The 21100-nt window shown below is 69.7% G+C and carries 18 protein-coding genes and 1 pseudogene; 15 read left to right on the plus strand and 4 right to left on the minus strand.

The window, feature by feature from the left end; genetic code table 11:
- The first annotated feature begins 32 nt into the window (after positions 1 to 32).
- The 14 genes from C4V41_RS19795 (at position 33) to C4V41_RS61910 (ending at position 18568) form a co-directional block, all read left to right on the plus strand.
- Positions 33 to 1151 (plus strand): class I SAM-dependent methyltransferase, encoded by a 1119-nt coding sequence (locus C4V41_RS19795; RefSeq protein ID WP_103957398.1) that lies wholly within the window; start codon positions 33 to 35, stop codon positions 1149 to 1151.
- A 36-nt stretch (positions 1152 to 1187) separates the two neighbouring features.
- Positions 1188 to 3134, plus strand: a complete 1947-nt coding sequence (locus C4V41_RS19800; protein WP_103957399.1) for a phosphopantetheine-binding protein — start codon at positions 1188 to 1190, stop codon at positions 3132 to 3134.
- Positions 3131 to 4204, plus strand: a complete 1074-nt coding sequence (locus C4V41_RS19805) for a saccharopine dehydrogenase NADP-binding domain-containing protein (RefSeq protein WP_103957400.1) — start codon at positions 3131 to 3133, stop codon at positions 4202 to 4204. The genes C4V41_RS19800 and C4V41_RS19805 overlap by 4 nt, the downstream gene beginning before the upstream one ends.
- Positions 4205 to 4336: 132 nt before the next feature.
- The gene (locus C4V41_RS19810) at positions 4337 to 5362 is read left to right on the plus strand and encodes a permease (RefSeq protein WP_103957401.1); all 1026 of its coding nucleotides are present in this window, start codon (positions 4337 to 4339) and stop codon (positions 5360 to 5362) included.
- Entirely contained in the window at positions 5359 to 6048 is a 690-nt protein-coding gene (locus tag C4V41_RS19815) for a TIGR03943 family putative permease subunit (RefSeq protein WP_103957402.1), read from the plus strand. Before C4V41_RS19810 ends, C4V41_RS19815 begins: the two co-directional genes overlap by 4 nt.
- Positions 6049 to 6116: 68 nt before the next feature.
- Positions 6117 to 6890 carry a TIGR03943 family putative permease subunit gene (locus C4V41_RS19820; protein ID WP_160150338.1) on the plus strand — a complete coding sequence of 258 codons (774 nt, stop codon included), beginning with the start codon at positions 6117 to 6119 and terminating at the stop codon, positions 6888 to 6890.
- Between the two features lie 122 nt (positions 6891 to 7012).
- On the plus strand, positions 7013 to 8560 hold the full coding sequence (locus C4V41_RS19825; RefSeq protein WP_103957403.1) for an ABC transporter substrate-binding protein: 1548 nt from the start codon (positions 7013 to 7015) through the stop codon (positions 8558 to 8560).
- On the plus strand, positions 8557 to 9486 hold the full coding sequence (locus C4V41_RS19830) for an ABC transporter permease (protein WP_103957404.1): 930 nt from the start codon (positions 8557 to 8559) through the stop codon (positions 9484 to 9486). The genes C4V41_RS19825 and C4V41_RS19830 overlap by 4 nt, the downstream gene beginning before the upstream one ends.
- Before the next feature lie 26 nt (positions 9487 to 9512).
- The gene (locus tag C4V41_RS19835) at positions 9513 to 10286 is read left to right on the plus strand and encodes an ABC transporter permease (RefSeq protein WP_160150339.1); all 774 of its coding nucleotides are present in this window, start codon (positions 9513 to 9515) and stop codon (positions 10284 to 10286) included.
- A gap of 397 nt (positions 10287 to 10683) precedes the next feature.
- Positions 10684 to 14046, plus strand: a complete 3363-nt coding sequence (locus tag C4V41_RS19840; RefSeq protein WP_235030256.1) for a S8 family serine peptidase — start codon at positions 10684 to 10686, stop codon at positions 14044 to 14046.
- 581 nt (positions 14047 to 14627) lie between these two features.
- A complete protein-coding gene (locus tag C4V41_RS63030; protein WP_200824102.1) occupies positions 14628 to 14849 on the plus strand; it encodes a transposase in 222 nt (73 codons plus the stop codon).
- A gap of 22 nt (positions 14850 to 14871) precedes the next feature.
- On the plus strand, positions 14872 to 15426 hold the full coding sequence (locus C4V41_RS19845) for an IS5 family transposase (RefSeq protein WP_235030312.1): 555 nt from the start codon (positions 14872 to 14874) through the stop codon (positions 15424 to 15426).
- Positions 15427 to 15865: 439 nt separating this feature from the next.
- Positions 15866 to 16153 (plus strand): hypothetical protein, encoded by a 288-nt coding sequence (locus tag C4V41_RS19855; RefSeq protein ID WP_200824103.1) that lies wholly within the window; start codon positions 15866 to 15868, stop codon positions 16151 to 16153.
- A 105-nt stretch (positions 16154 to 16258) separates the two neighbouring features.
- Positions 16259 to 18568 carry an NACHT domain-containing protein gene (locus C4V41_RS61910; protein ID WP_160150340.1) on the plus strand — a complete coding sequence of 770 codons (2310 nt, stop codon included), beginning with the start codon at positions 16259 to 16261 and terminating at the stop codon, positions 18566 to 18568.
- A gap of 57 nt (positions 18569 to 18625) precedes the next feature.
- On the opposite strand, the gene C4V41_RS61915 is transcribed toward C4V41_RS61910, so the two are convergent.
- From C4V41_RS61915 to C4V41_RS66135, 4 genes and pseudogenes are all read right to left on the minus strand, one after another.
- Positions 18626 to 18790 carry a hypothetical protein gene (locus C4V41_RS61915; protein ID WP_160150341.1) on the minus strand — a complete coding sequence of 55 codons (165 nt, stop codon included), beginning with the start codon at positions 18788 to 18790 and terminating at the stop codon, positions 18626 to 18628.
- Between the two features lie 177 nt (positions 18791 to 18967).
- Complete coding sequence (locus C4V41_RS19870) at positions 18968 to 19579, minus strand: transposase (RefSeq protein ID WP_103957408.1); 612 nt, start codon at positions 19577 to 19579, stop codon at positions 18968 to 18970.
- Entirely contained in the window at positions 19504 to 19842 is a 339-nt protein-coding gene (locus C4V41_RS63035; protein WP_200824104.1) for a helix-turn-helix domain-containing protein, read from the minus strand. The genes C4V41_RS19870 and C4V41_RS63035 overlap by 76 nt, the downstream gene beginning before the upstream one ends.
- An 86-nt stretch (positions 19843 to 19928) precedes the next feature.
- Positions 19929 to 20045, minus strand: a pseudogene (locus C4V41_RS66135) (hypothetical protein); the annotation flags it as partial.
- A 139-nt stretch (positions 20046 to 20184) separates the two neighbouring features.
- Between C4V41_RS66135 and C4V41_RS19880 the strand changes: the two are divergent.
- Positions 20185 to 20544 carry a protein kinase family protein gene (locus tag C4V41_RS19880; protein WP_103957409.1) on the plus strand — a complete coding sequence of 120 codons (360 nt, stop codon included), beginning with the start codon at positions 20185 to 20187 and terminating at the stop codon, positions 20542 to 20544.
- Positions 20545 to 21100 lie beyond the last annotated feature (556 nt).

Genomic DNA, 21100 nt, shown 5'->3' on the forward strand with positions numbered 1-21100 from the left:
ATGATTACCGTTATTTCGTACGATCTCGCCTCATGCCGCCCTTGAACGCCCGTGCCGACGCCGCCGGGCACGCCGCCATCTCCGGCGCCGACGCAAATGGCGCGGCCGGAGCCGTCCACGACCTGGACCGCCTGATCCTGCTCGGCCTCGCGGCCGACCTGCACCGGCACAGCCGGCTGGGCCGGGGCGCGGCACACGAGGCCGACGCGATCGCAAGCGACCTCGGGACCGCACCCCGGCACCGCTGGATCGCCGGCCACTGGCTCGCCGCGCTCCACGAGGCCGGCCTGGTCTCCAGGAACGCCGCGGGTCACTACCACGACCTGCACGCCCCGCGGCGCGCGGAGCTGGCGGCCGCCCGCACCCGCATGGAAGCCGCGCGACTGGCGCTCGGCTACCCGGCCGAGCTGGCCCAGCTCATGCTGCGCTCTCTGCGACTGCTGCCCTCCCTGCTGCGCGACGAGGTCGGCGTGCAGGCGCTGCTCTACCCGGACGGCGAGCCCGCCACCGCCGAGGCCGTCTACCGCGGCAACGTGATCAGCCGCTACCTCAACGCCGCCGCGGCCGAGGTACTCAGGGAGCTGGCCGAGCGGGCCACCCGGCCGCTGCGGATCCTGGAGCTGGGCGCCGGCATCGGCGCCACCACCGCCGACCTGCTGCCGGTGCTGACGGGCAGGCCGGTCGAGTTCTACCTGTTCACGGATCTGTCGCCGTTCTTCCTCGACACCGCGCGCCGCCGGTTCGACGCCGGCTTCCTGCGCTACGCCCTGCTCGACATCGCCCGCGACCTGCCACCTCGGCCGGGCGAGCTGGACCTGATCGTCGCGGCGACCATGGCGCACAACGCCCCGCACGTCGGCCGCCTGCTCGGCCAGGTCGCGGCATTGCTCGCACCCGGCGGACGGGTACTGCTCATCGAGACCGTCCGCGAGCACCCCCAGTCGCTCACCTCGATGCCGTTCGCCCTGTCCACCCAGGACGGGCCGCCGCGGCGGCTCGACGGCCGGGCCGGCACCACCCGCACCTACTTGGGTCGCGAGGAATGGCTGAGCGCGCTGGAAGGCAGCGGGCTGCGGATCGAGGTGGACCTGCCCCGTCCCGAGGACCCGCTGACCGCGCTGTCACAGCGCCTGCTCGTCGCCATCCGATGATCACCCGCCTGTTCACCCGACGATGGGAGTGCACGTATGAAGGAGTTGGCCGAGATCTGGTCAGAGCTGCTCGGCCTGCCACCCGGCGAGATCCCGCACGACGTCGGGTTCCTGCGCCTGGGCGGGGACTCGGTGCTGGCGGTCCGCATGTCAGCGCTGGTCCGTAAGCGGCTCGGCGTCGCACTCGCCCTGTCCGACGTGCGGGTCGAGACCACGCTGGGCGACCTGGCCGAACTCGTACGACGGCACGCCTCCGGCGACGGGCCCGCGACCAGGGCGCTGCCGCTCACCGTCACGCCGCGCCCCGACCCGCACGCCGAGTTCGCCCTGCTCCCCCTCCAGCAGGGCTACTTCGTCGGCCAGCAGGACGGCTGGGAGCTGTCCTACGACTCGGCCCACTACTACCTCGACTACGCACTGACCGGGATGGACGGCGACGAGGCCGCCGACGCGCTGGCGGACGCCGTCGAACGACTCGCCGCGCACCAGCCTACGCTGCGGGCCCGGGTCACCTCCGACGGCCGCCAGCACGTCCTGCCCGCCGGCGCACCCGGCGCGGTGCCCCAGGTCCGGGTTCACGACCTGCGCGAGGCGAGCCCGGACGAGATCGCCACCGCGCTGCGCGACGTTCGGCAGGAGATGAGCACCAGCGGCCCCGACCCCACCAGCGGTCCCGGCATCGACGTCCGGCTCACGCTGCTGCCCGGGGACGAGGGGCGGCTGCACCTCGGCCTGAGCCTGCTGATCTTCGACGGCTGGTCGTCCAGCGTGCTCAGCCGCGACCTGCTCACCTTCGTCGCCGACTGGAACGCCGCCCTTCCGCCCCTGGACATCCACTTCGGCGACTATGTCACCTCGCTCGCCGACCTGCCCGCCACCGAGGCCTGGCAGGCCGACCGGGACTGGTGGTGGTCCCGGCTCGACACGCTGCCGGGACTACCGGCGCTGCCGCTGGCCGCCGACCCGCAGGAGGTGCGGCCGGTCACCATGGGCAACCGGGAGCACCGCTGGAGCGCCGAACGCTGGGCGGCGCTGCGGCGGCAGTGCACCGACCGGGGCGTGACCCCGTCCACCGCCATGCTGACGGCGTTCGGCGTAGTGCTGGCCCGCTGGGCCGGGCACCGCCGGATGTTGCTGAACTCGCTCCAGCTCAACCGCCTGCCGATCCACCCCGAGGTGCAGCGCGTGGTGGGCGCCTTCGCCGCGACCATGCTGCTCCCCCTCGACCTGGACTCCGAGGCCACGTTCGCCGAACTCGCCGCCACCGTGCAGGCGACGTCCGGTGAACACGCCGCCCACAACCTGATGACCGGGGTCGAGGTCGGGCGCGAGGTGGCCCGCCGCCGCGGTAGCTGGCGGCCGGTCGGGCCGGTCGTTTTCCAGAGTGTACTCGGAGTGGACGCGGCCATGGGCGGCGGTCCGCCGGAAGACGCGGGGCCGCTGGGCCGGGTGATCGCCTCCGATTACTTCCACCAGCTCCGCACGCCGCAGGTCGCGATCGAAGTCCGCTGCTTCGAGCTCGGCCCGGAGATGGTGGCGGTCTTCTCCCTGGTCGAGGAGCTGTTCGACATCGATCAGGTGACGGCTGCGTTCGCCGAGTTCGTGGCGCTGGTCGACGCCCTCGCCGACGGGAGCGGCTGGGATCGGGTGCCCGGGTTGCCCGAGGACACGGAGCCCGGCTCAGCGCCCGGCTTGCGGCTCGGCCTGCTGCCCGAGCCGGCCGTCCGCCACCGGGAAGGGCCACCGGCCGACGATCTGGAGCAGGCCGTCGCCGACGTGTTCGAGGAGCTCCTGGAGGTGCCGGTACTTGACCGGGCCGCCGGCTTCTTCGGCCTCGGCGGGGACTCCCTGCTCGCGGTACGGGCGGTCGTGCGACTCGCCAAGGAGATCGGCGTGTCCGTGCCCGTGCGCGAGTTCCTGGCCGACTCCACGGTGGCAGGGGTGGCCGCCATCGTCCGCTCCCGCCTCGGTGACCAGCGTTGATCGGGATCCTGGGCGCCACCGGCGCGGTCGGCCGTACGGCCGCGCAGCGCATCGCCGCCTACGGCCTCGGACCGCTCCGCCTCGGCGGCAGGAACCTGACAGCGGCCGCGGACCTCGCGGCCGCACTCGCCGCTCCCGCGCGCGCGGTCAAGACGGACCTGAACGACCCCGCCGAGCTGGCCGCCTTCTGCGACGGCTGCCGGATCGTGGTCAACTGCGCGGGACCCACGTACCAGGTGCTGGACACGGTCGCCCGCGCCGCCTTCGCCGCCGGCGCCGACTACGTCGATATCGGCGGCGAACTGGCCGCCAAGGACGCGCTCACCGGCGAAGGTGTCACCGGTGACCGGATCGCGGTGTTCTCCGCCGGGGTCATGCCCGGCCTTTCCGGCCTGCTGCCCCGGCTGCTGGCCAAGGGACGTCCGCTGCGCCGCCTCGACGTGTACGTGGGAGGAGCCGCCGTCTTCACCCCGCTGTCCGCGGTGGACGCCTTGCTGACCAGGGGACCGAGGTTCGGTGAGCCCATGGCGGCCTGGCGGGACGGCCGGGTGGCCCCCGGCACGCTGGCCCCGCTGCACCAGGTGCGGCTGCCCGGCTTCCCGGTGCCCGTGCACGCCTGGCCGTACCTCACCACCGAGGCACAGACCCTGGCCGCCGACACCGGGACCGGCGAAGTACGCTCCTACAACGTCTTCGTCTCCAACCGCCTCCCCGAAGCCCTCGCCGCGACCTGGGCCGAGACGCCGGACGCCCGCCCCGAGACACTGGCACCACACGCCGAGACCGTGGTGCGGGCCTCGCTGCAGGACAACGCCGACTTCGGTGCCTTCTACGTCATGCTCTTCACCGCGCGCCCCCGCCCGAACATTCCACCCGGGCCCACGAGAGTGCTGCTCACTGCTGTGGACTCCTATGCGCTGAGCGGGGTGGTGATGGCGCTGACCACCCGCGCGGTGCTGTCCGGCTCCATCCCAGCCGGCGTCCACTTGGCAGCCGAGGCGCTGGACCCGGACGCCACAGCGGCCGCGCTGCGCGATGACCCGTTGGTGGGAGACCTCACCGTCGAATGACGACATGGATACTCCGCTGCACCCCACGCACCGCTGGCCAGAACTCGAGCCGAGCATACGGACAGATGTCGTGAGACAACGGGCTAGTCTGCTGCCTGCATCAGCAAGCGCACGCGGCGGGCGGGGGGATCGATGAGACGGCCGAGCATCACCGATCGGTCGGACCCTGAGGACTACCTTTCGTCGGATCGCGAGCCTCACCGGCACATCGGCGGATTCCGGCTGCCCTGGGCGTTCGTGCTCTTGGTGGCCCTGCTCGTGGCGGGACGATACCTGGCGGCACCGTACCTGACACATCCGGCGCTGCAGACCTGGGCGACGGTGTTCGTGGCGGTGTGCGTGCAGGCCCTGCCGTTCCTGGTGATGGGAGTCGCGCTGTCGGCCGCCATCACGGCCTTCGTGCCCGCCTCGTTCTGGACGCGGGCGCTGCCCCGGCGCACCTATGCGGCGGTGCCCGTGGCGGGTGTGGCAGGCGCGGTGCTGCCCGGCTGTGAGTGCGCGTCGGTGCCGGTGGCCTCGGGGATGATGGCGCGAGGCGTGGCGCCGCCCGCCGCGCTGGCATTCCTCCTGGCCTCCCCCGCGATCAACCCGGTGGTGCTGGTGTCCACCGCCGTGGCCTTCCCTGATGACCCGTCGATGGTGATCGCCAGGTTCACCGCCTCCCTGGCGGTGGCCGTACTGGTCGGCTGGATCTGGGCCAGGCTCGGCCGCGCCGCCTGGCTGCCGGCGCCTCGGCGGCCGGTCGAGGCCGGCCAGGGTAAGGTGAGTGCCTTCCTGGACGCGATGCGCCATGACCTGATGCACGCCGGCGGGTTCCTGGTCATCGGCGCACTGGCCGCGGCCACCCTCAACGTGGTGATTCCCCGCGACTGGCTGACCACGGTGGCCGGAGTACCCGTCGTGTCCGTGCTCGTCCTGGCTCTGCTGGCGGTGCTGTTGTCGATCTGCTCGGAGGCCGACGCCTTCGTGGCTGCATCGTTCACAGCGTTCTCCCCCACGGCCAAGCTGGCGTTCCTGGTGGTCGGGCCGATGGTGGACGTCAAGCTCATCGCCTTGCAGGCGGGCACCTTCGGCCGTGCCTTCACCTGGCGGTTCGCACCGCTCACGCTGGTTGTCGCCATCGGGGCCGGCTTCGTGGCAGGCTGGGCGCTGCTGTGAGCCGCCAGGCGCAGGGCGCCATCCTGCTGACCCTCGGCGCGACGCTGCTGAGCATCTCAGCGTTCTCCACGACGTACGTCAACTACGTCAAACCCGGCTTCCGGCCGCTGCTCATGGGCGCCGGTGCGGTGCTGACGGTCCTCGGCCTGCTATCCGTCGTCGCCGACCTGCTGAACCGGCCAAGTACCCACGACCACGGCCCGCGAGTGGCGTGGCTGCTGACCGCACCCGTTTTCGCCCTCGTGCTCATCGCCCCGCCCGCGCTCGGCGCCTTCGCGGCCAGGCGCACCGACGGCCCGCCGGCACCCTCCCGGACCGCGACCTATAGCGCCCTCGCCCAGAGCGAGGTGACGGAGCTGACGCTGGGCGAGTTCATCGGACGCGCCTACGCGCCGTCGGACCCGTCGCTCGCGGGCAGGAAGGTCAGGCTGATCGGCTTCGCCGTCCCGGGTGAGGGCGGCAGGGGCTGGTACCTCACCCGGATGCACATTCGCTGCTGCGCCGCCGACGCCTTCGCGCTGGAGGTCGCCGTCCACGGTGCGCCCGCACCGGCGGAGGATTCGTGGGTGGCGGTCACGGGCACCTGGATGCCGTGGCGGGACGGAGTACCCGATGGCTATGGGGCCCCGGACTTCACCGCGACCGATGTGACCGGCATCGAGCAACCAGCAGAGCCGTACGAATAGGACAGAGGTCGCTTTTCGTGAACCGGGTCGTACAAAGCCCGCTCCTTCTCCTGCTGGGTGGAGCGCTGTTGAAGATCTCCGCCTTCTCCGCGGACTACGCCAACTACGTCAAGCCGGGATTCCGGCCGCCACTGATCGTGGCGGGTGCGGTGCTGGTTCTTTTGTCCGTGGCCACCATGGCCCTCGACCGCCGTCGAAGCAGGGGCGGCGCGCGCCAGACGGAACTCCTGCACGCTCGGGCGATCGAGGAGACGCACCTGGCACGGCTCGTCGGCCGCCAACCGGCCATCTCTTCGCCAGTCCCGTCGCACGAGCACGAGCACGAGCACGAGCACGCGGGAGGGAACCGGGTGGCGTGGCTGCTGGCGGCCCCGATCGCGGTGATCTTTCTGGTCGCTCCCCCGGCCCTCGGCTCGTTCGCCGTCCGGCAGGCCGAGCAGAACTCGCATGTGCCCCCGCCCACCCTTGTCGAGGCCCGCCCCATCGTCCTGAAGAGCGGCCGTGTGAACGTGCTGAGTATGATCGAGTTCGCCAATCTGGCCTGGGACGACCCCAGCGGCTCCCTTCAGGGCAAGACCGTCCGACTGACCGGCTTCGTCGTACCGTCCGGGCAGGATGACGCGTGGTACCTCACGCGCATGCGGATCGCCTGCTGCGCCGCCGACGCCCTCACGATGCAGGTCATGGTGAAAGGCATGCCCGCGCCGGACACGGATTCGTGGGTCCGCGTCACCGGCACCTGGATCCCGCGGAAGGCAGGGAGAACAGGCGCTTACACCCCGCCGGAGATGACCGCTTCCCGCGTCGAGCGGATAACCCCGCCGGACGAACCGTATGAGTGAACCGCCCGGGGCGCCGGTGGACGATCTGCGCACATTGCAAGGAATCCACAGCTGATCTCCCGCATCTTCATGAACACGGTTATCGTTTGCGTGCTGGATCTGTGACTTTGGTGGGAGATCACATGCGAAGACGAGCCGCGATCATGTTGATGGCACTCCTGGGAGCCACCCTCTGGGGGTGTGGTGGCCAAGAGCCCGGCGAGCAGGAGGGGAGACAACTCACCTTGGCCGCCCCGCGCGACCTCGTCGCCGGTCCCGAGGATCCGTACTACATCCACCAGACGTTACGGGTATGGGAGCCGCTGGTGACGGTGGACGACCGGCTGCGCCCTGTCCCAGCGCTGGCCACGTCCTGGGCCGTCGCGGACGAGGGGCGGCGCTGGACGTTCACGCTTCGCGAGGGCGTCAAGTTCAGTGACGGCACCCCGCTGACCGCCGAGGCGGTGGTCGCGAACATCCAGAGGTTCCTGCGGATCGCGCCCCGCCAGTCGGCCTTCTTCAGCCTCGACGCCGGGATGGAGGCGGCGTACGGCAAGGTGGACGACGTCCGCGCCGAAGGCGGCGAGGTGGTGTTCGTGCTGAAGGAGGCCGTGGCCGACCTGCCGGGCAGGCTGGCCGGCTTCTACAGCATGGTCCAGTCGCCGAAGGCGTTCGCCGCCTCTGGCGACTTCGCCGGCAAGCCCGTGGGCACGGGGCCGTACACGCTGGTGGACTGGGCCAAGGGACGGCAGGCCGTGCTCGCCGCCAACCCGCGCTACCACGGCACCGCCCCCGCGTACGACAAGATCGTGGTCAGGGTGATCCCGGACGCCAACGCCCGGGTCGCCGCGTTACAGGCCGGCGAAGTCGACGGGCTGGTCGACAAGGGCGCACTGCTGCCGGGCCAGGTCACCGCGGTCGCCGGCGACAGCCGCTTCCAGGTCGTCCGCAGCCCCTCGGTGCTGACGCACTACCTGACCTTCAACGCCTCCAGGAAGCCCTTCTCCGACGCCCGCCTGCGCGAGGCGGCCGACCTGGTCATCGACCGGCCGGCCATCGCCGGCAAACTGCTCGCCGGCACGGCCAAGCCGGGCGCGGGCTTCCTATCGCCGGCCTTCGGCGACCTCACCGACCCGGGTATCACCACCACGTACGACCCTCGCAGGGCCCGCGAACTGGTGGCCGAGGCCGGACCGCCGGCCGAGCCCGTCACCATCCTGATCTCCTCGGCCGAAACCGGCCAGTTCCCCTACACCGATATCGCCGAGGTGCTGCGCGCGGCCCTGCAGCAGGCGGGCCTGCCGGCGAAGGTGACGGTGGCCGAGGCCACCAAGTCCGTGATGGAGGCCGGTGACTACGACATCTTCCTCAGCGCGTACAGCGTGCCCAACAGCGACGCCGACTACCTGTTCCGCCGGTTCCTGCGGTCCGACGCATCCTGGAACGTCGAACGCCGGCTCGGCTACCGCAACGCCGAGTTCGATGAACTGGTGGACCAGGCGGCAACACAGACGGACCTGGCCGCCCGCCGCGAGCTTTACCACCGTATCCAGCGGCTGCTGGCCACGGATCGCCCGATGATTCCACTGGCTTACCAGGACAGCCCCATCGTGACGACCACCAAGGTCAGCGGGGTGACGCAGAACGTCGCCTACGTGGTCGACCTGGGCAAGCTGGCGCCCCGGACGTGACCGCCATCGTCCTGCGGCGCGTCGCAGAGCTGCTGCTCCTGCTCCTTACACTGTCGGTGCTGGTCTTCCTGCTGACCTCGCTCGCGCCGGGAGACCCGGCCGAGGAGATCCTGCGCCGAGGCGGCATCCAGCCGACGGCGGCCAGCGTCGCGGCCCTGCGCGCCGAACTCGGCCTCGACCAGCCGCTGTTCAGCCAGTACCTGCGGTGGTCACGCGACGTGCTACGCGGTGACCTCGGCCGCTCCTATGCCGACCGGTCGCCGGTGGCGGCCGAGATCCTCTCGCGGGCGCCGACCACACTCCGGCTGGCGGGTTCGGCGGCGGTGGTCGCGGTCGGGCTGGCGTCGCTCGTCGCGCTCAGGGGTGCGTTCCAGCCGCGGGCCCTCGACAGCCGCGCCCTCGCGCTCGTGACGGTGGCGATCGCCGGCATCCCTCCCTACATCGTGGGGATCCTGCTGATCAGCGTGGTGGCGGTGGGCTTGCGCGCGCTCCCCACGGGCGGCGACGGGAGCCCCGCCGCGGTGGTCCTCCCCGCGCTCACCCTCGGCCTGGCCGGCGCCGCGACCTTGCTGCGGCTGCTCCGGGCCGACCTGGCGCGGGCCCTGCGGCTGCCCTTCGTCAAGCTCGCCGCCGTCAAAGGGCTGCGGCGCCGGCGTACGCTCGTCGTCCATGCCCTGCGCGTGGCGGCGCCGAACGCGATCACGGCTACGAGTCTGGTGCTCGCGGAGCTAATGGCCGGTGCGGTGGTGGTGGAGACGCTGTTCGCCTGGCCCGGCGTGGGACAGCTCGCCGTGACGGCGATCAAGCAGCGGGATCTGCCCGTCGTGCAGGCGTACGTGCTGATCGTCGCGGTCGCGACGGTCCTGCTCCTGGCGCTGACCGAGCTCTGCCTCGCGGCCTCCGATCCACGGCTGCGGCGCCGATGAGGGGCCGTGCCGGGATCGTCATGTTCGTGCTGGTCGTACTGTTCTGCTGGCTTACGCCGATTCTGACCGGGTACGACCCAATCCTGCCCGATCTGGAGCGTGCTCTGCTGCCGCCCGGGTCCGGGCACTGGCTCGGCACCGACCAGCTCGGCCGGGACCTCCTCACCAGGACGGCTACGGCCGGTCGTACGTCCCTGCTGGTCGCGTTCGCGATCACCGCGGTCACCACGACGCTCGGCACGATCGCCGGCGCCGCGGCCGGGCTGGCCGGTGGATTGTCTGATCGGCTGCTGCGTTTCGTCGCCACCATCGCGCTCGCCCTGCCTGGTCTCACGCTGGCCTTCGCGCTGGCGGGCATTCTGCGGCCCGGGTACGCCACCGTGCTGGTCGCCCTCGTGCCGCTCGGCTGGGTGAACTGCGGCCTCGTGGCCCACACGGCGACCCGGCGGGTGGCCTCCGCCGACCACGTCCTGGCCGTCCGAGCCATCGGCGCGTCCCGGCTCTACCTGCTGCGGCGCACCATCGGGCCGCACATCGCCGGTCCCGTTCTGACCGTCGCCACCGCCGACCTCGCCCGCACGCTGATCGCCGTCACCTCACTCAGCTTCCTCGGCATCGGGTTGCCCCCTCCCGACACCGACTGGGGCGGCATGGTGAGCGAGGCCACCCCGCTCCTGGTCGCCGCACCCCTCCTCGCGATCGTGCCCGCCCTCGCCCTCGCCGTCACCGGGCTGGCCATCGCACTCGTGACGGACGCCCGTCACGCAGTGTCCGATGGAGACCCTCATTACATGATGTGACCACCTTGTCGCGTCGTTTCCATGGGCAAGCTTGCGGACGGATGCGAAGCGGTGCGGTTACAGGGACCGCTGAGCTCTCCACGGAACCCCCGCTGCCTGCTCGACGCCGCCCTGTGACCGCGCCCGGTCAAGGCGGGTCAACGGCGGGAAGCAACGGAAGTGGCGGCTGTCGATCGTGAAGTGTGCCGGATTCCCAGCGGAATTCTGGCAACTCGGCAGGGTTCCTTGTCAAGAGATCGCTGCTTACACTCCGGTCGGAACGAAGATGAGTTTCGTTCTCGCTCGTCACCCGCCGGGGAGGGTCAGTGATCTCTCCGGTGTGCCTGCGAGCTGAGTCACCTGACGCCTCCCGGGCGGCTCGGCGAGTCCACGCAGCCCCTCGACGAGGAGGTTCTCCGTGTCATCCAGCACCCTGTTATCCCGCGCTCTGTTATCCCGCGCGCGGCGGCTCGTCCCGGTCGCCGTCGCCCTGAGCGTCGTCCTGGCCATGAGCCCGGCGACGGCCGCGGCCAGCCCGACCCCGTCCCCACCGGCGAAGAAGTGGACGGCCACTCCCCTTACCCCGGCCGAGGTCGTCGACGGCGCCAAGTCCCCGACCGGCAAGCTCGCCAAGAGCGACCCGGCCCTGCTGCGCAACACCTCCCCCACACCGGTCAACGTCGTGGTCAAGCTGGACTACGACTCGCTGGCCGCCTACCAGGGCGGCCTGCCCGGCCTGCCGGGCACGAGCCCTTCTGTCACCGGCCGGGCGCTCGACACCAGGAGCACCGAGGCCAGGCGGTATGGCGAGCACATCGAGGAGGTCGAGAACGCCTTCCTCACCGAACTGGCCGCGAAGGTCCCCGGGGCCGTGGCCGGCCAGCGAATCAGGACGGTGTACGGCGGCATCGCGCTGCGGGTCCCGGGCAACAAGGTGGCCGAGGTGCTGAAGCTGCCCGGCGCGGTCGCCGTACAGGAGGACAAGCCGCAGCAACTGCTCACCGACTCCAGCCCCGCCTTCATCGGCGCCCCCACGATCTACGGCAAGCTCGGCAACACCGACAAGACGGCCGGCAAAGGCGTGATCGTGGGCGTGCTGGACAGCGGCGCCTGGCCCGAGCACCCCTCCTTCGCCGCCCGCTCCGGCCTGCCCGACCCGTCGCCCACCAAGGACGGCACGCCCCGGGTGTGCGACTTCGGCGACAACCCGACGACCCCGGCCGCCGACGTGTTCACCTGCACCAACAAGCTGGTTGGCGGGCAACCGTTCCTGGAGACCTACAACGCGGTCTTCGGCGGCGAGGTCTACCCCGACAGCGCCCGCGACTCCAACGGGCACGGCACCCACACCGCCTCCACCTCGGCGGGCGGCCCGGTGGCCGACGCGAACCCGCTGGGCATCAGCCGCGGCCCGATCCACGGCATCGCGCCCGGCGCCGGGGTCTCGGTGTACAAGGTGTGCGGCGCGCAGGGCTGCTTCCCCTCCGACTCGGCGCAAGCGGTGGCGCGGGCCATCCTGGACGGCGTCCGGGTGATCAACTTCTCCATCTCCGGTGGTTCCGACCCCTACAGCGACCCGGTCGAGCTGGCCTTCCTGGACGCGTACGCGGCGGGCGTGCTGGTCTCGGCGTCGGCGGGCAACTCCGGGCCCGGCGCGGACACCACCGACCACCTCGGCCCCTGGACGACGACCGTGGCGGCTTCCACGCAGACCAGGACGTTCCAGTCCACGATCACGCTGACCGGCGGCGGCGCCACCGCGACGATCAAGGGCGCCTCGATCACGGCGGGCCTGCCCTCGCCGCTGCCCGTGGTGCTGGCCTCGGCGCCACCGTACAACAACGCTGCCTGCACCACCCCGGCACCGCCGGGAACCTTCACCGGGAAGATCGTCGCCTGTGAGCGCACACCCAACCGGGTGCTGAAGAGCTTCAACGTCAGGCAGGGCGGCGCGGCCGGGATGATCCTCTACAACACCTTCCCATTCGACGTCTTCACCGACGCCCACTGGATCCCGTCGGTGCACCTCGACAAGCCCGAGGCCGACACGCTGCTGAACTTCCTGTCAGCGCATCCGAACGCCGCCGCGTCCTTCACCCAGGGCGCCAAGAGCACCTGGCAGGGGGACGCGATCACGCACTTCTCCTCACGCGGCCCCGGCGGTGACTTCCTCAAGCCGGACGTCACCGCGCCGGGCCTGCACATCATGGCCGGCATGACCCCGACGCCCGAGTCGCCGCTGGAAGGACCGCCCGGCAACCTTTACCAGGTCATCTCGGGCACCTCGATGTCGGCGCCGCACGTGACGGGCTCGGCGGCGCTGCTGTTCGCCCTGCATCCCACCTGGACGCCCGGCCAGGTCAAGTCGGCACTGGAGACCACGGCCAAGACCGCAGTCACCAAGCAGGACAGAACCACGCCGGCTGACCCGTTCGACATGGGCGGCGGGCGCATCGACCTGACCAAGGCCGGCGACCCCGGCCTGACGCTGGACGAGAGCGCCGCGGACTTCGTCGCCTCGGCCGCCGACCCGCTCAACCGCATCGACCTCAACCTGCCCTCGGTGAACGCGCCGACCATGCCGGGCGTCCTCACCGCCAAGCGCACGGTCACGAACGTCACGAACAGGACGCTCACCTTCACCGCCTCCGCCAGAACCGTCAGCGGCGCGAACATCACAGTGCTACCCCCGCGCCTGACCGTCGCGCCAGGCAAGAGCGCCACGCTCAGCATCGTCATCACTGCGCCCGACCTGCCCGACGGGCAGTACTTCGGCCAGGTGGACCTCAGGCAGGCCGGCGGCTCCCGCGCGCTGCACCTGCCGGTCGCGTTCTTCCGCAGGGAGGGCGCGATCCCGGTGGACCAGACGTGCGCGCCAGCCACCATCCCCAGGAACACCGGCGAGTCCACCTGCACGGTCACCATCGCGAACGAAACCCTGCAGGACGCCGAGGTGACCGCCGTGAGCACGCTCGACGCCCGCCTGCGCCTGAACGGCGTCACCGGGGCCACCCGGATCGGCAGCCAGGTCGCGACGGCCAAGACGACGCTGCCGGCCAGGCAACCCGCCAGGCCATCGATCGCGCCGGGCACGAGCCCCGGCGGGTACATCCCGCTCGACGAAGCCTTCGGCGTCGCCCCGATCCCGATCGGGGACGAGCAGGCGCTCAACCTCACGCCGCCAGCCGCGTTCACCTACGCGGGCAGAAGCTACACCAGCCTCGGCGTGACCTCCAACGGCTACAGCGTCGCGGGCGGCGCCACCGCGGGCGACATCGACTTCGTCCCGCAGACACTGCCCGACCCGGCACGTCCGAACGGCGTGCTCGCCCCCTACTGGACCGACCTCGACGGCACCGGCGCACCGGGCGTCCTGGCCACGGTCCTGTCGGACGGGACGAACCGCTGGCTGGTCGTGGAATGGCGGGTCAACCTGTTCGGCACCACCACGCTCAAGGTGTTCCAGCAGTGGATCGGACTCAACGGTGCCGAGGACATCAGCTACGCCTACGACCCGGCCAACCTGCCCGGCGAGCCGCCCGCGAGCTACGGCCTGACCGTGGGCGCGGAGAACGAGGAGGGCACGGCAGGCGCGCAGATCACCGGGCCACCCACCGAGGACCTGCGGGTCACCAGCACGCCGGCCGTTCCTGGTGGCACCCTGACGTACTCGATGAGAGTCAGAGGGGTCAGTGCGGGGGTCGGCAAGGTGACGACGGCCACCTCGACCCCGCAGGTACGCGGGATCACCGTCGAAATGGACCGGATCACCGTCCAATGACCTGACAGCGGCCGCGGGCGGCACAACCGCCCGCGGCCGCCGGATGAGCTGGCAACACATGAAAGTATCCGCCACCAGCTCAAAACCCTTGGCGGCTCGCTCACCGACCACGAATCGCATCGTGGAAACAAACACATCTCTGGCATCGGACGGCAGTGGGAGCAGGGTGTCACCGTTGAGGGCGATCGCATTCCCGCTCCACCGTGACCCACTGCGGACGCCTGGTGAACGGGTCGACGCCTACAACGTCGTGGGCTGCGTCCCGGTACAGCGTGCACAGGGCATCGGTGACCACGTCGAGCTCACTTAGTGCCCGTGTACAAACTGATCCCTATCGTGCAGCGTTGGGCTGATATCGGGTGAAAACGTGACGTAGAGCGAATCTCCTGCGACATAAAGCGACCTTCCGGTAGCAACGGTGGTTATCCAAGCCCCGCCACCAACCGGAAGGTCTGCCGCCGTTGTACGCCACAGCCCCCATCACTGTCTCCCGTAACGACGAAACTGCCTGCTCGTGCATGGCCTGCCGGTACGGCCGCGGAGCCGATCACCCGATCCGGGCACCCCGCTACACCACCGACATGACCGACGCGGAATGGCAGGCCATCAGGCCGTTGATGCCCTGGCCGGCCTGGTTACACGGCAACGGCGGACGGCCCGAGAAGTACTGCCGCCGCCTGATCATGGACGCCATCCGGTACGTGGTCGACAACGGGATCAAGTGGCGCAATCTGCCCACCGACTTCCTGGCGCCCTGGCGCACCGTCCCACTCGATCTTCACGCGCTGGTGGCAAGACGGTGATCTCTATGCTCTCCACAACGACCTGCGCGAACAAGTCCGGATAGCCGACGGGCGCGAGCCGGAGCCCAGCGCGGGAATCATCGACTCGCAGTCACTGCGGGCCGCCGAGGCCGTCGCCGCCGGCTCGCGTGGATACGACGCAGCCAAGAAGGTGCAGGGCACCAAGCGGCACATCATCGTGGACACCCTGGGCCTGCTACTGGTCGTCATCGTCACCGCCGCCGACGTCCAGGACCGCGACGGTGCCAAACCCGCACTGGCGCTTCTTCGCGACTGGTACGAGCGGATCACGCTGATCTGGGCCGACAGCGCCTACGCCGGCAAGCTCGTGACCTGGGCCCGAAAGCACGTCCAGCTCACCCTGGAGATCGTCAAGCGCAGCAACGATGTCAGCGGCTTCGTGGTCCTTCCGCGCAGGTGGGTGGTGGAGAGGACGCTGTCGTGGATCTGTCAGCGCAGGCGGTGCGTACGTGACTATGAGCGCTTATCCGAGCATCACGAGGCCATGGTCTTATGGGCGATGATCATCCTTATGGGACGACGACTCACACGATCCACTTCTCCCAAGTCGCGCTGACGATCAGTTTGTACACGGGCACTTACCTGATCGGTCGGCCTTACGACGGAAACGAGCAGAAGGGTGTCTACATCGTCACCAACCGGCATGGTCTGGCATGCTACGCGGGACAGACTCGGCCCTCACAGAGTTGGAGCGGCGCGGCCGCGATCCGACTCGTCCAGCACATTCACGAGGAGTCCAAACGCCGGGAATGGAAGGAGTTCTGGGTCCTGCCGCTGAAGTGGACGACTGCGCCCGGAATCGTGAACTGGTACGAGAAGTACGTCGCTACCCGGCTGGGTCTGCCTCTCCGTCACCGCCGCATCCACCCGCACTCGGGCTAGCCTCGACGCTCCGGCTCCCGCCTGCGTGCCTCAGAAATGGGGACAGGCGGGAGCCGGGTGACCCGCAGCAGCGTTCACCATCACTCCCTTGCGTCCTTGATCGCCGATGTCTCATGAGACATACGGATGCTGGAGAACAGCGGCACAGCGACCTGAAGAACGAGTTCTATGAGCGCGTCCAAGCCCGCGGGGCAACCTCCGACGTCGAGGTGCGCCTGCGCGAAACGATCCGCAAGCTGAAGAAGACGATCGCGAACAAGAACAAAGAACTCGCCCAAATCCGGGAGGACGTCCCCGCTCTGGTCCGGGCCGTCCACCAGCTCACCCTCGAAAATCAGGCACTGCGGACACAGCTGGAGCTGCCCGAACCGAACGTCACGCCGCTGCACCGTCGCCGCTGAGAGGGTGTCAGTAATGATCGCCGCCGGCTGGCGGCGATCACGATTCGGCACCGAGATGGGCCGTGATGCATGCCGCCGGTACTGGACGGCGGCGAACATATCGGTGTGAGCCGACGCCCCATCCGCTGGTGGAATCCAACCGCTCTGCTGGCCATCGTCGCGCTGGTCGCCACAGTGATCTCGGTATGGCGAGCGCTGAAACCGGACGACCCGGTCAACCCGGCTGATCTGGCCGCGGTCGCGATCGCCGCATCGGTTGCCGCGGCCGCCGTCGTGACGTGGGCCAAGCGCCGCACCACCGCCGCCGGCAATCCTGCCGATGTGACAAGAGCCGCCGAAGTCCTGGCCGATCTGGTGCGCAGGCAATGGCAGGACGAGGCCCGCAGCCGGCTGCTGGATGACCCCGAACCCATCCCGGTCCGCTGGCACCTCACCGCCAACGGGGCGGTGATGAGCACCCCTCGGCTGATCAGCACCGCGACCGCATTCACCTTCGCCGGCCGCAGCGACGACATCGCCGCCCTCGCGAGCGACTTTCGCGCCCTGACCCGGCGGCGGCTGGTCATCACCGGCGGCGCGGGCATGGGCAAGACCACCCTGGCGATCCAGCTGCTGCTGCAGCTGCTGTCCACCCGCGCAACTGATCAGACCGGCGCCGGCGAGGGGGAGATCGTGCCGGTGCCGGCACTGCTGCCGGTCTCCGGCTGGGACACCGGCGCCCATCCCCGGCTGCAGGACTGGCTCACCGTCCGGCTGGCCCAGGACTACCCGGCGCTGGCCGCCCCCGAGCTCGGTGCCGGCGCCGCCGCCGCGCTCGTCTCCGGCGGTCACATCCTGCCCGTCCTGGACGGCCTGGACGAAATCCCCGCACCCGCCCGCGCCCAGGTGATCGCCGCGCTCAACGCCTCGCTGACCACCCGCGACCAGCTCATCCTCACCAGCCGCCGCGCCGAGTTCACCACCGCCATCCACGAGGCCGGCCGCCCGCTCACCGCAGCGGCGGTCATCGTCCCCCAACCCCTCCCCCCACACGCCGCCGCGGACTACCTGACCGCCTGCCTCCCCGCCTCCCCGACCCAGGCCTGGAGACAGACCCTGACCGCACTGCGCTCCCGCACCGTCCCCGGCCTGACCCAGCTCGCCGCCACCCCGCTGGGCCTGTGGCTGATCCGCACCGTCTACGTCACCCCCGGCACCGACCCCGCCCCCCTGACCGGCCCGCTCGGCGCCGACGCCGACGCGCTGCGCACTCACCTGCTGGACCACGTCATCCCCGCTGTCATCGCCGCCCGCCCGCCCAGCACCGACCCCGCCGACCACTTCCGACCCCGCCACCGGCTCGACCCCGGCGCCACCCGCCGCTACCTGACCTACCTGGCCCACGCCTTCCCTCCGGCCACCACCCGCGACATCACCTGGTGGCACATCGCCCGCACCACACCCCACATCCGGTCAACAGTCGGGATCGCCACCGGGATCGCGTTCGGGATCGCGTTCGGGATCGTCGGGATCGCGGCCGGGACCACGTTCGGGATTTGGTACGGGACCGCACCCCCGACCGCGTCCGTGATCGCGCCCAGGATCGCGCTCGGTCTCGCGCTCGGTCTCGCGCTCGGAATCACGTTCGGGCTCACGAGCGGGCTTGTGCGCGCCAGGGCCTGGGTAAACGAAAAACCGGGCTACGCAGACCCGCGCCTGCGCGGACGAACATCCCTTCTCTTCCGCTCTATAAAAGGCGCCCTCAAGTTCGGGCTCACGATCAGGCTCACGATCGGGTTCATGTCCGGGCTCACGCTCGCGTTGGTAGCGTCGACGCTCAATGTCGATCTCGACACCGGGGTCTCCTTCGATCCCGACGGGGTGGATTTCGTCATTTTCGAATTCGGGTTCGGGTTCGGGCTTCTCTTCTCGCTGGGGACCACGCTGGCATCCGGGCTGATCACCTGGGCGGAACAACCCACGCTCGCATCGACCAGCACACCCCGCTCCAGTTGGCGAGCCGACAGAGCGCTTACCCTTCTGCGAGTGGTCGCGGCCGGGCTCGCGTGCGGGCTCGTGTTCGGGCCCCTGTTCGGGCTCGATATCGGGACCGAGATCAGGATCGGGCTCTCGACCGGGCGCTGGGACTGGGAAGAGCTCACGGGCGGGCTCACGATCTGGCTCGCGTTGGGGGCCACGCTCGGGCTCGGGGCCGGGTCCGTGATAGGCAAGCATCATGCGTGGCTGGTCTGCACCATCGCGGTGGCCTGGCTGGCCCTGCAACACCGGCTCCCCTGGCGAATCATGGACTTCCTCGACGACGTCCACCGCCTGGGGCTGCTGCGTGCCGTCGGCCCGGTCTATCAGTTCCGCCACGCAGCCCTGCACGACCACCTCGCTGCCACCGACACCTCTGACGAACTTCGTAGTTCCTGACGCTGAGAGACAGTCTCCTCCCGCATCCGTGGTCGGCCGGCTCCGCGGCGTTCCGAGCTACACCATCAGGCAGCAGGCAGCCGTCGAGACATCTGCAGGCAGTCGACACGCTGACGTGACGGGGTAAACCATCAGCGTCTCGGCGTCGTGCGCGCCGTCCGTGGCGTACGGCACGTTTCGTACGGCGAGGAACAAGGCGATCCGCTCGGCACGCGTATCCACGCACTGACGGTACCCCGACTGACGCCACACCGCGGCATTCCGCACCGTATAGAGCGCACCAGTTGAGTACCGCGTTCTCGATCGCGTCACCCACTGAATCACTGCCACTGTTCGGTAAAGGAACCGAGGAAAAAGTTCGCGAGCGACCAGCTACACCGGTTGAATTCGTAGAGTCGGTCATGGTTTTGACGGGGTCTCGAGGGTGAGGCCGGTCTGGGTCAGGCAACCGGTGAGCAGGTGGGGCCGGTACTGGATCTTCTTCAGCTTGCGTTTAACGAGCCGGACGAGTCCGGTCAGGTCGGCGACGACGAAGTTGGCCAGAGACCGCCGGAGCAGGGACCAGACGCCCTCGACGGGGTTGAGCTCGGGGGCGTAGCTGGGTAACTGGACGATGCGCAGCCAGTCGGCGTTCTCGGCGGCGAAGTCGGCGAGCTGGCCGGCCAGGTGCACGTTGAGGTTGTCCCAGCACCAGACCAGTGGTGCTCGCAGCTGCTGGTGAGTGGCCACGATCAGGTCTCGGTAGTCGATCCAGGAGAAGGTCTTGGGCTCGCCCTTGCGCCGCCGGTAGACGTGCAGGCGGTAGAACAGGTGGGACCGTTCGCCGTCTCGGTAGACCACGACGCCGGCCATGTTGACCCGACCTGAACCTTTGCCGTGCACCGTGACCACCGGCCGGGCGCCCACCGGTGCCCAGGTACGTCCTTTCGGCGGCCTCAGCCCCTGGCCTGCCTCGTCTTCGAAGCAGATGTAGGCGCCCAGGTCCGCCGCGGTGCTTTTACCGCCGGCCACACCTCGTCTTTCCAGACCGCGATGGCCTCCTCATCCCGCTCCAGGGCGGGCCGGGCCGGGACCTGCACCGACCAGCCATGGCGGTACAACAGTTTGCCCACGCACTCGATGGTGTTGCCGATGTGGAACAGCCGCCCGATCAGCGTCTTGACCCGGCCCGGCGTCCAGCACTGATCCTCGGTGTAGCCCCAGGCCGGCGGTCCCCGCCGCAGCTCGGCATCCAGCCGCGCCCATTGTCGGGCCGACAGTTTCTCCTTCGACACCGGCCCCTTCGAGCACAGCGCCTGCTCCCCGCCTCAAGCCAGGCCTTGCGCCAGCGGGTCACCGACCGCTCGTGCACCCGTAACCGCGCCGCGACCGTCCTGGTCGACTCTCCAGCCGCGAACCACCCGGCCGCCCGCAGCCGTACACGCTCCCGCCGTTCCTGCTCCGCGGGCGTGTATCCACCCCTCTGCCCGTACCGCATGCTTCGGTCGTACCGCACCGGGCGCTATCCGTCACGACCCAGAGACTCTACGCATTCAACCGGTGTAGCGACGCACAGTCCGCGCAGCCGTTACATACTGGATGAGATTCTTCGCATCGGCCGACGAGAGCCCCGCGAAATGGTCGGCGATGACCTGGTGCATGTCGATCTCACAGCGGCAAATGTCCTCTTCGATGAGAACGACCGCGCTACCGGGGTCGTCGACTGGAATCTCGGCGCAAGCCGCGGCGATCGACTCTTCGCCCTCATCCAAACCCGCATCGATCGGGAGTGGTTCGTCCAGTCGCCGGACGCCGACCCCGTGGAGAACGCGGCGGCAGCTCACCTGGACGAGATTCTCGTCGACCGAATCGCCCCCGCTACCCTACGGATGTACTGGGCACATTGGATGCTGCGCCAACTGTGCTGGGCGGTACGGTCCGCTCCATCCAATGTGGTCGACTGGCATCTCGACATGACCGAATCCCGGCTGGTGTGAAGGTGGTCGGTCGGCCCCATGTCGAAGGGTCCATATCGGCCTAATTCTCTCGCCGGACCCGACCCTGTGCCGCACGATTGTTGAGTTTCGTGGGCTGAGCTGCGGTTAAGCGCCGTTGTCGTATTCGTTGATCATGCCTGCGACGATGGGTCTTCGGCGGACGGATCGCAGGGTCGTTGAGTTTGGTCACATCCCAGGCGGACGGCGTTGCGGTGCACGGGGGCCGTTGATGCCGGGACTGGTGCGGGCGGTGCCACCGATCATTACCGCAGCCACCTGACCGACGGCCTTCAGCTACTCGGTCTCACCACGTGAGAACACTTCAGCCCTGGTTGACACGGTACCTGTCCGCGCAACTCCCGAAGCCGACACCGATGCCGGCGAATTGAAGACGGAATTGACGACGGAGAATCTGGTGCAGCGGCCGGATCTGGCCCGGCCACACAACAGTAAAGGAGACCAGGCGGTTGCAGCATCAATCCGGGAGTTGATTTCCGCCTCCATCACACGCTGTACGTCTCTGCGCACCTCAACCCAGCGGCGTAGGTTAATCACC

The organism is Nonomuraea solani (genome assembly GCF_900108335.1).
GTDB classification, from domain to species: Bacteria; Actinomycetota; Actinomycetes; order Streptosporangiales; family Streptosporangiaceae; genus Nonomuraea; species Nonomuraea solani.